Raw genomic sequence first — 12,610 nt, 5'->3', positions numbered from 1 at the left:
GCCGCGTACGCTACGTCTCATGCTGGTATCGGATCGGGTGCAGGGGGTGCTGTCGCGGGAGCGGGGGCTGCTGGGGGACGTGCAGGCGTTTCTGGAGGCCCAGGGCGCGCCGCCGGAGGTGGTGGGGCACGCCCGTCAGGCGCTGCGCAACCTCGATGAGGCGTTCCTGCTGGTGGTGGTCGGGGAGTTCAATGCGGGCAAGAGTTCGTTCGTGAACGCGCTGCTGGGTGCGGCGGTGCTGCCCGAGGGCGTGACCCCCACCACGGACCGCATTTACGTGCTGGTGCATGGCGAGCAGCCGGGTCAGATGGAACCGACCAGTGATCCCTTCGTGAGTCGCCTGACGTACCCGCTGCCGAGTCTGGAGGGCGTGGCGCTGGTGGACACGCCGGGCACGAACGCGATCGTGCGGCAGCATCAGGCGCTGACCGAGGGCTTCCTGCCGCGCGCGGACCTCGTGCTGTTCCTGACGTCGGCGGACCGGCCATTCACGGAGTCCGAACGGCAGTTCCTTGAACTCGCGGCCCGCTGGGGACGCGGCGTGATCATGGTCGTGAACAAGGCCGATCTTCTGGAAACCCCCGATCAGCGCGAGCAGGTGCGCGCGTTTGTCGAGACCGGTGCGCGCGGCGTGCTGGGCCTGACCCCGCCGGTGCTGCTGATCAGCGCGCGCGGTGAGCAGCGCGGCGGGGACGCGGGCTTTGCGGCGCTGCGCACCCTGCTGCAGGAGCGGCTGTCCGAGACGGAACGCACCCGCCTGAAACTCCTGAGTCCGCTGAACACCGTGTCGCAGCTCCTGAGTGGCGAGGCGACCCGCGCGGAGGGGGCGCGCGCCACCCTGACGGAGGACCTGCGCGTGCTGGGCGACCTGGAGGCGCAGCGGGCCACGCACGGCGAGACGATGCTGGGTGAACTGGACGGGCAGCTGAACCGCGTTTCTCGCCTCCTGAGTGAGTTCGAGGTCCGCGCCGACCGCTTCATCGACGCGCGGCTGCGCTTCTCGAACCTGCGGGGGCTGCTGAACAGCCGCGAGCTGGAGGAGGACTTCCGGCGCGAGGCGGTCGCGGACCTGCCGGAGGCGATTGACCGGCAGTTCGGCACGATGATCGACCGGTTCGTGGAGGCGAACCTGCACTTCTGGGAGGACGTGCAGGCGTTCCTGATCCGCCGCCAGCCCAGCCAGGAGGTGGCCCGCACCCGCTTCTCGTACGACCGCGCCGCGCTGCTCGACGGCATCGCCGGGTCGGCGCGCGAGCACCTTGCGACGACCACCGAGCAGGAACTCGCCCGGAACCTCTCGCGGGACGCGGAGGACGCCATGAAGGGCGTGATCGGCGGTCTGGCGGGCGGCGTCGGGATCGGCGCGGGCATCGGCGCGCTCGTGGGGGCCAGCGCGCTGGACTTCACCGGGGGCATCCTGGCGGGCCTGACACTGGGCAGCCTGGGCCTGTTCGTCCTGCCGAACAAACGCATCCAGGCGCACCGGCAGCTGCGCGCCCGCGTGGCGGAACTGCGCGAGGCGCTGGAACGCATCGTGCGGCGCGAGTTCGAACGCGAGCAGGACCGCGCCGACACGCGCCTGCACGACGCGATCAGTCCCTTCACGCGCTTCACCCGGCAGGAGCAGGCCCGGCTGGACGCGGCCCGCACCCGCTCCGGCGAGTTGCGTGCCGACCTGGATGCCCTGCAGGCCGAAGTCAAGGCGCTGGGGTAACAGCCCTGGCCTGCGAGTGTGCCGCGCGGGGTGACAGTGCCCGTGCAGACGAGATCCCCTGCGCCGCGCCGGGACCGCCCCTACCCTGGGGCATGCGGCAGAACATCAGCAGCGGCAGCCCCTGGGAAGCAAAGATCGGATACGCCCGCGCCGTCAGGGTCGGGAGTGCCGTGCACGTCAGCGGCACGACCGCCACCGTGAACGGCGAGGTCGTCGGCGAGGGCGACCCCGCCGAGCAGACCCGCGCGGTCCTCGGCATCATCCGCCGCGCCCTGGAGACCGCCGGAGCGCGCCTGGAGGATGTCGTCCGCACCCGCATCTACGTGACGGACATCCGCCAGTGGGAGGAGATCGGCCTCGCGCACGGCGAGGTCTTCGGCGAGATCCGCCCCGCGACGACCATGGTGCAGGTCGCCGCGCTGATCGACCCACTGCACCTCGTGGAAATCGAGGCCGAGGCGATCATCCCCTGACGGGCATCCCCGCTGGGCAGGCGGTGTGGCGCGTGGCACGCTGGAACGCATGACCGAGGGTGCCCTGGGTGAACTTCGGCGGTTGGACGACCGGCTGCGCGCCGCGCTGCGGGCCGACGCGCGCTTCTCGCACGTTGTGGCGTACGGCAGCGTGCCGCAGGGCTACGCCGACCGGTTCAGCGACCTGAAGTACTGGGCGTTCCTGAGGCCCGGCGCGGCCGTGGACGCCGCCGACTGGCTGCGCGGGCACCTCGCGCCCCTGCTGGTGCTGACGACCGAGTTCGGCGGGGCGGTCGCGGTGCTGCCCGGCCTGCGCCGCGTGGAACTGCACGTCGCCCCTGCCTCCCGCTTGCCTGAGGTCGAGACGTGGACGCCGCAACACGTCCGCCCGGAGGCCATGTGCGTCCGGGACGAGGACGGGCAGCTGACGCGGCACCTGCTCGCGCTGGCCGGACGGTCGCCCGACCCGGCCGCCGAGGCGCAGCCCACCCTGGAGCGCAGCGTGAACTGGCTGGTGCTGGGCCTGAACGTCCTGGCGCGCGGCGAGCGGCTGCGTGCCCACGAGACGCTGTGGTGGGTCAAGGGTGGCCTGCTGCGACTGGCACGGCTGCACGAGGGCGCGACCGGGCACTGGGGCAACGCGACCCGCTGCGCGGAGCAGGAACTCAGCCCGGCAGCCCTGGCGCGCTTCGCGGCGCTGACCGGCCCGCTGGACGAGCTGGAACGCCGGTACGCGGCGGCAGTCGGCTGGACGCTGGACCTGGCAGCGGGGTTGGGGCTCGCACTGGACGACCGGCTGGCGCAGGAGCTGCGGCGCGGCAGACTGGGGCCATGACCTTCCTTCCTGTTGAGTCACCCCGACTGGGGCTGGGACTGGCGGCGCTGGGCCGCCCCGGGTACATCAATCTCGGGCACGGCGCGGACCTCGCGGACCGCAGTGTGGAGGGCCTGCGCGCGCAGGCGTGGGCGGTGCTGGACGCCGCGTGGGCGGCGGGCGTGCGGTACCTCGACACGGCGCGCAGTTACGGGCTGGGCGAGGCGTTCCTGGGTGGCTGGCTGGCCGCGCGCGGGCTCGGGCCGGGGTCGGGCGCGCGGGTGGGCAGCAAGTGGGGGTACACGTACGTCGCGGACTGGCGCCCGGACGCGCCGACGCACGAGGTGAAGACCCACGACCTGCCCACCCTGACGCGGCAGTGGCCGGAAACCCTGGCGGCGCTGGGGCGCACGCCGGACGTGTACCTGATCCACTCGGCGACGCTGGACTCCGGTGTGCTGGAGAACCGGGGGGTGCTGGGTCGACTGGCGGAACTGGTCGCGTCGGGCGTGCGGGTGGGCCTGTCCACGAGTGGGCCCGCGCAGGCCGACACGCTGCGCCGCGCGCTGGCGGCGCAGGTGGAGGGCGTGAACCCCTTCAGCGTGGTGCAGGCCACCTGGAACGTGCTGGAGTCCTCGGCGGGCCCGGCGCTGGCCGAGGCGCACGCGGCGGGCTGGACGGTCGTGGTGAAGGAGGGCGTGGCGAACGGCCGCCTGACCGCCCATGGACTGACCGGTCGGGGGGACGTGCCCGCGCCAGTGGCCCGGCTGGCCCACGAGCACGGCGTCACGCCGGACGCCATCGCCCTGGCGGCGGTCCTCGCGCAGCCCTGGGCGGACGTGGTGCTCAGCGGGGCGAGCACCACCATGCAACTGGCGCAGAACCTCGCCGCGCTGCGCCTGACCCTCCCAGCAGACGCGCTGCATGACCTCAATTCCCCTCCGGCCGACTACTGGGCGGCCCGCTCAGCGCTGCCCTGGCAGTGACCCACCGGCCTCCCGCGGTCCGTCCGCCAGAGTCTGCAGCGCGGGCCGCAGCGCCGGGAGGTCCACGCACGCCGTGTGCCAGATCAGGCCTGCCTCGATCCCGAAGTAGTCGTGCGCGACCGTGTTCCGGATGTCGCGCAGCAGCACCCACGGCACCTCCGGATGCCGGTCTTGCACGCTCTGCGGGATGAACTTCGTCGTCTCGCCCAGCCGCGCCAGATTGTGCAGCACGGCGTCCCGGACCACTTCGTCCCGCTCGAAGGTGGTCAGGGAGTGTCCGTCCGTGAACGCCGCGATCCGGTCAATGGCCGCCAGCAGGTCGAACACCCGCCAGCGCCACCGTTTCGGGCGGTGCGAGCGTGGCGCGGGGTCCGGCACTGCCAGGACGTCCACCGCGTCCGCGAGGATCTCCCCGCGCAGCGGCGGCCGCAGTGCGCCGGGCGTCATGACGTCCACGCGGCGCTTCAGGAGGTCCTCGAACAGGTCCCGCACCCGCATCAGGTCCAGCAGGCCCCGCGCCGGACCGGGCCCGAAGTCGATCAGCACGTCGATGTCACTCTCGGGGCCCGCCTCGCCGCGCGCCACTGACCCGAACACCCGCACGCGCGCCACGCCCAGCGCCTCCCACAGCGGCCGCGCCTCCCGCAGCGCCCCCGCGATGGTCGGCAGGCGGAGATCCGGGAACAGCGGCTCGGCGGCGGGCATGCGCCCCAGGATAGGGGGCGCGGGCCGGGCCAGCCGCTATGCTGACCCTCATGATCGTCGCCGTGGGGCATGACCTGATCGAGATCAGCCGCATCCGGCGCATGCTCGAACGCGAAGGGAAACGCGCCGAGAAACTCTTCGCGCCCACCGAACTCGAGTACTGCGCGCGCCTGCAGGATCCCGCTCCCAGCCTCGCCGCGCGCTTCGCCGCGAAGGAGGCCTTCCAGAAGGTCTGGCCGCGCCCGCACGGCTGGCGAGACGTGTGGGTGCAGCGCGACCGCACCCCGGGCGGCCCTTTCCCGTTCGCGCCCCCCGTGCTGGGCTTCGCGCCCGACATCGCCGCTGAACTGGCCGAGCGCGGCTGGGTGGCGCACCTGACCCTCACCCACACCAAGGAACACGCGTCGGCGGTCGTGATCCTGGAGGCGCGTTGAGGACCCGCCTGATCGCCACCGACTTGGACGGCACGCTGCTGGACTCGGACCTGCAGGTGAGTGCCCGCACCCGCGCGGCGCTGGACGCCGCCCGCGCGGCGGGGATTGAGGTGGTGCCGGTCACGGCGCGGCAGCCGCGTGGTCTGGGCTTGATCGCGGCGCAGGCGGGCTTCACCGGCTGGGCGCTGTGCGGGAACGGCGCGCACGGCGTGCACCTGGGGACCGGGGAGACGCTGTTCGAGGCGCACGTGGAGCCATTCGCCCAGCGGGCGGTCGCGGCGGCCCTGACCGAGCGGATCGGGGGTCTGCTGTTCGTGTCGGTCCGTGAGCGGGGCGAGGTGTTCGCCGCGCAGGCCGGGTACGCCGAGCTGGCGCACTTCGAGGATCACAAGCGCTGGCCGCACGAGATGCAGGCCCTGCCTCTGGCGGACGTGTTGGCCGCGCCCAGCCTGAAACTGATCGTCCGCCACCCCACCCTGGGTCCCGACGAGCTGCTGCGCGAGGCCCGCGCGCTGGACCTGCCCGGCGTGGCGGTCACGCACAGCGGCGCGCCGTTCATTGAGGTGCTCGCGGCGGGCGTCAGCAAGGCCTGGGGCCTGTCGCGCCTGTGCGCCCACCTGGGCATCCAGCAGGGGGAGGTTCTGGCCTTCGGGGACGCGCCCAACGACGCTGAGATGCTCGCCTGGGCCGGGCGTGGCGTGGCGGTGGCGCACGCCCACCCCGACGCACGGAGCGCCGCCGACGAGGTCGCAGCCAGCAACGATGAGGACGGCGTGGCCGCTGTGATCGAGGCGCTGCCGGAACTGTCCGCCCGCTGACAGCGCCCCCGACGTGGTGGGCGTACGCTGGCTCATGGACGCCAGCATCCGGAACGTGTGCCGTACCGTGGGCCGGGGAGTCGGCCTGAGCCTCTGCCTGCTCGCCACGCCGACCGCTGCGGCGCAGACCGGGGTGACACAGACCCCTGTGGCACGGAACTCCGTAGCGCAGGCCCGCCCCGCCGGGCCGACCACGCAGGCCGCCGCCGAGCAGGCCGCCCTGACCCGTGGCCGCGCCCTGCTGGCGGACTTCTACGCCGTGAAACTCGACGCCCTGTGGCAGGCCTTCACGCCCGAGGTCCGCGCGCAGTGGGGCACCCTGGCGGACTTCCGCGCGTACCGCGAGGCGGGTGTGCAGACCTTCGGCGCGCAGCGGCAGCAGGTCGGCGAACGCACCCTGACCCAGGACGGCGAGACGTTCTACGTCCGCAGCGCCACCTTCCAGCGCGACCCGACGACCGTCTGGGCGCTGATCATCGGCTTCACCGGGCCCCGCGTGAGTACCTTCGTGATCCTGCGGGAAGGGGAGACCGGCAATGATCCGGTCGCAGGTCTCAGCCTCCGCTGGCCGAGGTTGTAGCAGGCGCCCCGCCGCTCTGGCGGGCCAGCTCACGCCCCGCGCCGTCCGTCACCGTGAACGTGTACGCCCGCTCGCTGCGCACCACCCAGTTCACCCGCAGGTCCACGCACTCCGCCGGAAGCTGCGTCTGCGCCGCGGACGGGTAGCGGTCATCCAGGCTGTCCTCCCGGAAGACCTCCAGCGTGCGGGTCAGGGCGTTCGCGCAGTTCTGCCCCGCCGCGCGCACCGTGACGCTCTGCGCGTCCGGCGGCAGGGCCGTCTCCTGCTCGCCCTGCATGGCCCTGACCTGCGCCTCCAGCTCGGTCACGCGCGCCTGAAGCGCCGCGTTCTCGGCGCGGGCCTCACGGTCCTGACAGCCGCACAGCAGGACGGAACACAGCAGCAGGGGAAGCGCCTTCACGCGCGGCAGCCTAGCGCCTGAAGGCGACGCCTGAGTCAGCGTCCGCTCATGGAGGGCTTCATGAAGGTCGCCCCACCCAGGCCACTGGAGCGGCCGGGCAGGGCGAGCAGGGACGGGCGCGTCAGCGGTTCAGGACACTCACGATCTCCACGTGACTCGTCTGCGGGTAGAAGTCATGCGGGACCACCTCACCCAGCTTCCAGCCGCGCCGCACCAGATCCCCCACGTCCCGCGCCCACGTCGCCGGATCGCACGACACGTACACCAGCCGGTCGGCGGTACTCGCGTGAATGTGATCCCGCGCCGCCTCCTCCAGCCCCGCGCGCGGCGGGTCCACCACGATCACGTCCGTGCCCAGCTCGCTGAAGCGCGCCGCGTCCCCGTTGCGGAACGTCACGTTCCCCTCGCCGGTGTTCGCCACGTCCTGCCGCCCACGCGCCAGCGCCTCCGCCGACGAATCCAGCACCGTCACCCGCCGGAAGTGCTTCGCAAGGTGACGACCGATCGCGCCCGCCCCGCCGTACAGGTCCACCGCGTGCTCGCCCTCACCGGCCAGCTGCGTCGCCCGGCGGTACGCGAGACCCGCCGCCTCCGGGTTCACCTGCGCGAAACCCGTCGCGGACACCCGCACCTGCACCTCCCCGAACTGCTCGGTGATCTCCCCCTCACCCGCGATCAGGCGCACGCCCGCACTGAACCGCCGACCCGCCGGCTGCGCCAGGCTCACGCCCACCACCCCGGCCTCCATCAGGTGATCACTGGCACGCAGGAACGCCTTCGGTTCCCCCGCGCCGATCACCGCCGCCACCACCTCGCCCGTCAGGCGACTGGCACGGAACGCCACCTCGGTCGCCGGGTCCAGCCGCTCGGGATCGATGCGGTCCAGCACCGCCTGAATCTCCGGCATCACCAGCGGGTCTGCGCGCACCACCAGCGGGTCGCTGCCGCGCCGCTCGCGGTACGCCAGACCCTGCGGGGTCACGAGGTACTGCGCGGTGTTCCGGTAGCCCCACTCCTGCGGGCTGGGCACCGTCGCCGCCACCCCATGCCGCACCTTCGCGATGCGGCTCAGGGCCTCCTCCACGAACGCCCGCTTGAAGCCCAATTGCGCCTCGTAACTCGCGTGCGCCAGATCCGCCGTGGGCAGGTCCGGGCCGTCCACACGGTCCGGGCTGCGGCGCAGCACATCCACCGTCACGCCCTGGCGCACGCCCTTCCCGCTGCGCACCCGCGCCGTGACCTGCTCACCCGGCAGCGCCCCCCGGACCAGCACCACGCCGGACTCGTCCCGGGCCAGCCCCAGCCCCCCGGCTACAAGTTTCTCAATTTCCAGCGTAAGCAGTGCGTCCGACATCCCCACAGCGTAGCGCGGACGACCCCCACCGCGCAGGACCGGCCCCACACACGCCCCCACTGGACACGCGCCGCACGGGGTGATACATTCCCTGAGCCCTGAGGCACTCAGGGGCTGTGGCGCAGTTGGGAGCGCGTCTGAATGGCATTCAGAAGGTCAGGGGTTCGAATCCCCTCAGCTCCACCAGAAAACGAAGAGGGACACTGTAGCGATGCAGTGTCCCTCTTCACTTGATGCTCCGCCCAGCCAGATCGCTGATCTGCTGAGGGTCTATGCCCTCCTGGACGACCTTGCCCTTCGGCACGGCGGGATGCGGCTCCTGAGTGACCTGCGGCGCGAGCACTGCCCGCCGCGCGGCGTGTACTTCATGTACGAGCCCGGCGAGGACCGCGCCGTCACGGGCAGCGGACCGCGCGTCGTGCGGGTCGGCACGCACGCCGTCAGCCGGGGCTCGCGCGCGAGCCTCTGGACGCGACTCGCGCAGCACCGGGGCAGCCGCGCGGGCAGCGGCAATCACCGCGCGTCCATCCTGCGCCGCCACGTAGGCGAAGCACTGATCGCCCGGGGGGACTTCGTGGTCCCCAGCTGGGGTACCCCACGCGGCACGCCTGAAGGCCGCACGCAGGAACGCCCGCTGGAAGAGGAAGTCAGCCGCCGGGTCGGGGCCATGCAGGTGCTCCTGCTGCCCATCCCCGACCCACCCGGTCCGGACAGCGAACGCGCCCTGATCGAACGTGGCGTCATTGGCCTTCTCAGTCAGCACGGCGACCCAGCCTCCAGTGACTGGCTGGGCCGTCACTCCCCCACCAACGAAATAGTCCGCAGCGGTCTGTGGAACGTCCGACACGTCCACACCACCCCGCCCCCGGACCTGCTGGGCATACTGGAACGCCTCGTTTCAGCGGTGCCGGTCGCGCGCTGAAAGCGTTCCGGGTCATGCTGCGCCCATGCCCGAACTCACCCCCGCCCAGCTGGAGAGCCTGCGCGTCACCGATGAATCCGCTGCCCGCGCCCTGCGGCAGGACACCCACCTGCTGGGCCTATTCCTGAGCGCCGCCTCGCCCAGTGACGTGGCGGCCCGCGCCGGGATGCCCGCGAACCTCGCGCATCACCACGCGCGGCGACTGGCGGGCCTGGGCCTGCTGTTCGAGCAGCGGCGCGAGGCCGGACGCGTGTACTACCAGCTGCGCGCCCGTACCTTTCGGGTGCCCAGCGACCTGCTGCCCCCACAGGACCCGGACGGAAACGGGCGGGGCGACCTGCGTGACCTCACGGGCCGGTTCCTGGCGGCGTACGGGCGCTGCTGGGCCCACATGCGCGACGGCGAGGAGGACGTGTTCGGCTTCGGGAACGGGGAGCATCCTGCCCAGCCTCTCGAGGACGTGACCGACCCCATCCCCGTACCCTTCCGCGCCCACCTGGACCGCCTGACGCTGCGCCTCACGCCGGAACGCTACGCGCGGCTGGCCCGCGACCTGAGTGACGTTCTGACCCGCGCCTCTGCCGAGGGCCACAGCGAGACGGGAGAACCCTGCACGCTGGCCCTCCTGGCCTTCAGCGATCCCGCGCAGCCCGCCGGAACCCTCTCGCTGTCCCGTAACCTCAACACCTTCCTGGGCCTGAATCCGGCGCCATGAGAAACCCCCGCGCGGGGCGGGGGCTGTGTGGTTACTCGGCGGCTTCGTTTTTCTTCTCGCGTTTGTAGGGGCCTTTTTCCTTCCATTTCAGGCGGACGGGAATCCCGGCGAGTTGCAGGTCCTCGCGGATGCGGTTTTGCAGGAAGCCTTCGTACGCGCGGGTGACGAAGTCGGCGCGGTTGCAGAAGATTGCGAAGGTGGGGGGCGCGGTTTCCACCTGGGTCATGAAGTACATCTTGAGTTTCTTCCCGTGGAAGTTCGGGACGGCCTGACGCATCTGCCAGACTTCCAGCCAGCGGTTGAGTTCGCTGGTTGGGATGCGGCTCTGCCATTTCTCGTGGAGTTTCATGGCCTCGGCGAGCATGTCGTGAATGCCGTACTCGTTGATGGCGCTGGTGTACACGCGCGGCGCGTAGCTGATGTGGTTGAGTTTCTGGTTCAGTTCCTTTTCGACGCGTTTGAGGTCCTCGTCGGGCACGAGGTCCCACTTGTTCACGACCACGATGACGGGTTTGCCGCTGTCGTACGCGAGGTTCGCGAGTTTCAGTTCGTGATCGCCGAGCTCCCCGGCGTTCAGCACCAGCCAGATCAGGTCGCTGCGTTCGATGGCGGCCTGTGAGCGCTGGATGGCGTAGTCCTCAATGGCGGTATCGGGTTTCTTGCGGATCCCGGCGGTGTCCACGAGCACGAAGCGCTGCCCGCCGTAGTCCCATTCGACGTCCAGGCTGTCGCGGGTAGTGCCGGGCTGGTCGGCGACGATGGCGCGGTCGGTCTGGGTGATGGCGTTCAGGAGGCTGCTCTTGCCGACGTTCGGTCGGCCGATCAGGCTGATGCGGATGGGCGCGATCTCGGGGACGTCCTCGGTGTCCTCGGGCAGGTGCTCCATGACGCGGTCGAGCAGGTCGTCGAGGCCGCGGGCGTGCTCGGCGCTGATGGCGACGGGTTCCCCGAAGCCCAGGCCCCACAGTTCGGCCATGTAGACCTCGTGCTTGGGGCTGTCGATCTTGTTCGCGGCGATGATCACGGGTTTGTTCAGGCGGCGCAGCCAGTCGGTGACCTCGTAGTCGGCGGCGGACAGGCCTTCGCGGGGGTCGAGCACGAAGATGATGGCCTGCGCGCCTTCCATGGCCCACTCGGCCTTCTGGCGGATGGCGTCTTCCCACTCGTCCCCGCTCCAGAGGCCCCCGGTGTCGATCAGGGTGATGCGGTGGTTGTGGTACAGCATCAGGCCTTCTTTCGCGTCGCGGGTGACGCCGGGGAAGTCGGCGACGACGGCCTCGCGGCGGCCGATGAGGCGGTTGAACAGGCTGGACTTGCCGACGTTGGGTCGGCCGACGATGGCGACTTTATGCATGGTGACGCTCCTTGTACGGTGTCGGTTCCACCCCGGGCGTCTGGGGGGTTCCGCCGAAACGGCCTGCGCCTCACGGTGAGGGGGCCTGCGACAGACGAGTCTACCGCACCGGGCCGTGCGGGCATCGGTGCGGCAGGAACGTTTCAGCGGGTCATGGCTGGGCCGTGCACTGGTGTCACTGCTGGAGCGATCAGAGAGAACAGTGCAGGCAGCGGGGGTGGCGGCTGCCTTCGGGGTTCAGTTGACGGGGTTCAGGACGGTGTCGTCGCAGGGCATGAACCACGTGCTGCCGCCGAATCCCCCGGTGGCGGCGGTGCGTTTGAAGCCCAGCACGGCGTTCACACCGCTGAGTTTCAGGGTCAGGGTGCCGCTGCTGCGCGCCGCGCCGCGGGGCGTGTCGGCCCAGCTGCCGGTGACGGTGTTGCCGGTGCGGGTACCGTGGAAGACGTTCGTCCAGCTTTTCCCACCGTCGCTGCTCAGGCCGACCCACCAGACCTGCGTGCCAATCTGCCGGACGTGGTACGTGCCGCCGTCGTTGGCGCGCCACGTGCCGTTCAGGTCGGGGGGCGCGGCGCACAGGGCGTGGGCGGGGGTGCCGTTCAGGGCGGCGAGGCCGAGGGTGAGGGTGGCGGCGCGGGTCAACAGTGTCTTCATGGGGGTGCCCTCCTTGGTGATGTGCCAGGAGAGTACGCGGCGGGTCGTGATCACCCCATGATCGCTGCATACCGCCAGGTGAAGCATCAGGCAGAGGTCGTGCTGCACGCATTTTTCAGGCGTATGTGCATGAGTTGACACGCGCCGCATACCGCGTTATCCTGTTTCTATCACCGTCCGAGAAGGGCGGATTTTTCGTTTTGAGCCCATGGTTGATCTCATGGCCGTGCCGCAGGTGCGGCAACCCGGGCTGTTCAGGCCGCGTAGCGTGAGGGCATGAGTACCTCTTTCAACTTTGGCGGTGAAGTGGTCGGGTTCGGCATTCTCGCCGCGGGCCTGATCTTCCTGTACGGCGTGTGGCTGGGCCGCCGCGACACCGGCTGGCGGGCCGCGCAGGGCGTCCTGGGGGCCGTGGTGCTGGGCGGCGTCCTGCCGTTCTTCCTGATTCAATTCGTGCCCGCGCTGTTCAGCTCCGATTCCCGCAACCTCACCAGCCTGCTTCTCCTCACCATCGTGAACATCGTCGGGGTGCTTGTCGCGTTCCTGCCGTGGCTGGTCGCCGGGAACTGGCTGGAGATCCTGCGCCGCGAAGGCCCCAGCACCTGAACCGGGGCAGGGCGGATTCGGGTGGATAGGCTTGACCGCCCCTGCATACCGCGCTATATTCTTGGACATCACCGCCCACGA

15 protein-coding genes and 1 tRNA gene are annotated in these 12,610 nt (G+C 71.0%); 11 read left to right on the top strand and 5 right to left on the bottom strand.

Going from position 1 to position 12,610, the window contains the following annotated elements:
* The first annotated feature begins 19 nt into the window (after positions 1-19).
* The 4 genes from SY84_RS08310 to SY84_RS08295 all read left to right on the top strand — a co-directional run bounded on the left by SY84_RS08310 (position 20) and on the right by SY84_RS08295 (position 3,987).
* Positions 20-1,714, top strand: a complete 1,695-nt coding sequence (locus tag SY84_RS08310) for a dynamin family protein (protein ID WP_046843629.1) — start codon at positions 20-22, stop codon at positions 1,712-1,714.
* Positions 1,715-1,806: 92 nt separating this feature from the next.
* A complete protein-coding gene (locus tag SY84_RS08305; protein WP_046843628.1) occupies positions 1,807-2,187 on the top strand; it encodes a RidA family protein in 381 nt (126 codons plus the stop codon).
* Positions 2,188-2,236: 49 nt separating this feature from the next.
* Positions 2,237-3,022 (top strand): hypothetical protein, encoded by a 786-nt coding sequence (locus SY84_RS08300; protein WP_046843627.1) that lies wholly within the window; start codon positions 2,237-2,239, stop codon positions 3,020-3,022.
* Positions 3,019-3,987 carry an aldo/keto reductase gene (locus tag SY84_RS08295; protein ID WP_046843626.1) on the top strand — a complete coding sequence of 323 codons (969 nt, stop codon included), beginning with the start codon at positions 3,019-3,021 and terminating at the stop codon, positions 3,985-3,987. The genes SY84_RS08300 and SY84_RS08295 overlap by 4 nt, the downstream gene beginning before the upstream one ends.
* Here SY84_RS08295 and SY84_RS08290 read toward each other — a convergent pair.
* Positions 3,967-4,692 carry a HepT-like ribonuclease domain-containing protein gene (locus SY84_RS08290; protein ID WP_046843625.1) on the bottom strand — a complete coding sequence of 242 codons (726 nt, stop codon included), beginning with the start codon at positions 4,690-4,692 and terminating at the stop codon, positions 3,967-3,969. The genes SY84_RS08295 and SY84_RS08290 overlap by 21 nt on opposite strands.
* 50 nt (positions 4,693-4,742) lie before the next feature.
* On the opposite strand from SY84_RS08290, the gene SY84_RS08285 reads away from it, so the two are divergent.
* The 3 genes from SY84_RS08285 to SY84_RS08275 are packed head-to-tail and all read left to right on the top strand — an operon-like array spanning position 4,743 to position 6,524.
* Positions 4,743-5,126: a 4'-phosphopantetheinyl transferase superfamily protein gene (locus tag SY84_RS08285; protein ID WP_046843624.1), complete on the top strand. Its 384-nt coding sequence runs from the start codon at positions 4,743-4,745 to the stop codon at positions 5,124-5,126.
* Positions 5,123-5,944 carry an HAD family hydrolase gene (locus tag SY84_RS08280; RefSeq protein WP_046843623.1) on the top strand — a complete coding sequence of 274 codons (822 nt, stop codon included), beginning with the start codon at positions 5,123-5,125 and terminating at the stop codon, positions 5,942-5,944. Before SY84_RS08285 ends, SY84_RS08280 begins: the two co-directional genes overlap by 4 nt.
* Before the next feature lie 34 nt (positions 5,945-5,978).
* Complete coding sequence (locus SY84_RS08275; protein WP_046843622.1) at positions 5,979-6,524, top strand: hypothetical protein; 546 nt, start codon at positions 5,979-5,981, stop codon at positions 6,522-6,524.
* Here the strand turns inward: SY84_RS08275 and SY84_RS08270 are convergent.
* Both SY84_RS08270 and SY84_RS08265 read right to left on the bottom strand, forming a co-directional pair.
* Entirely contained in the window at positions 6,499-6,924 is a 426-nt protein-coding gene (locus tag SY84_RS08270) for a hypothetical protein (RefSeq protein WP_245621293.1), read from the bottom strand. The two genes, SY84_RS08275 and SY84_RS08270, sit on opposite strands and share 26 nt — an antisense overlap.
* Before the next feature lie 121 nt (positions 6,925-7,045).
* Entirely contained in the window at positions 7,046-8,278 is a 1,233-nt protein-coding gene (locus SY84_RS08265) for a class I SAM-dependent RNA methyltransferase (RefSeq protein WP_046843621.1), read from the bottom strand.
* A gap of 110 nt (positions 8,279-8,388) precedes the next feature.
* Between SY84_RS08265 and SY84_RS08260 the strand changes: the two genes are divergently transcribed.
* The 3 genes from SY84_RS08260 to SY84_RS08250 all read left to right on the top strand — a co-directional run bounded on the left by SY84_RS08260 (position 8,389) and on the right by SY84_RS08250 (position 9,915).
* A tRNA-Ala gene (locus tag SY84_RS08260) sits at positions 8,389-8,464 on the top strand.
* A gap of 124 nt (positions 8,465-8,588) precedes the next feature.
* Entirely contained in the window at positions 8,589-9,200 is a 612-nt protein-coding gene (locus tag SY84_RS08255; RefSeq protein WP_052751087.1) for a hypothetical protein, read from the top strand.
* A gap of 25 nt (positions 9,201-9,225) precedes the next feature.
* A complete protein-coding gene (locus tag SY84_RS08250) occupies positions 9,226-9,915 on the top strand; it encodes a winged helix-turn-helix domain-containing protein (RefSeq protein ID WP_046843620.1) in 690 nt (229 codons plus the stop codon).
* Between the two features lie 31 nt (positions 9,916-9,946).
* Here the strand turns inward: SY84_RS08250 and der are convergent, their stop codons facing one another.
* A complete protein-coding gene (der, locus tag SY84_RS08245; protein ID WP_046843619.1) occupies positions 9,947-11,269 on the bottom strand; it encodes a ribosome biogenesis GTPase Der in 1,323 nt (440 codons plus the stop codon).
* 237 nt (positions 11,270-11,506) lie between these two features.
* A complete protein-coding gene (locus tag SY84_RS08240) occupies positions 11,507-11,923 on the bottom strand; it encodes a hypothetical protein (RefSeq protein ID WP_157882934.1) in 417 nt (138 codons plus the stop codon).
* A 276-nt stretch (positions 11,924-12,199) separates the two neighbouring features.
* On the opposite strand from SY84_RS08240, the gene SY84_RS08235 reads away from it, so the two are divergent.
* Positions 12,200-12,529, top strand: a complete 330-nt coding sequence (locus tag SY84_RS08235) for a hypothetical protein (protein ID WP_046843618.1) — start codon at positions 12,200-12,202, stop codon at positions 12,527-12,529.
* Positions 12,530-12,610 lie beyond the last annotated feature (81 nt).

Source organism: Deinococcus soli (ex Cha et al. 2016) (genome assembly GCF_001007995.1).
Lineage (GTDB): Bacteria > Deinococcota > Deinococci > Deinococcales > Deinococcaceae > Deinococcus > Deinococcus soli.
The sequence above is the reverse complement of the archived record's forward strand: the minus strand, read 5'-3'. Positions and strand labels throughout refer to the sequence as shown.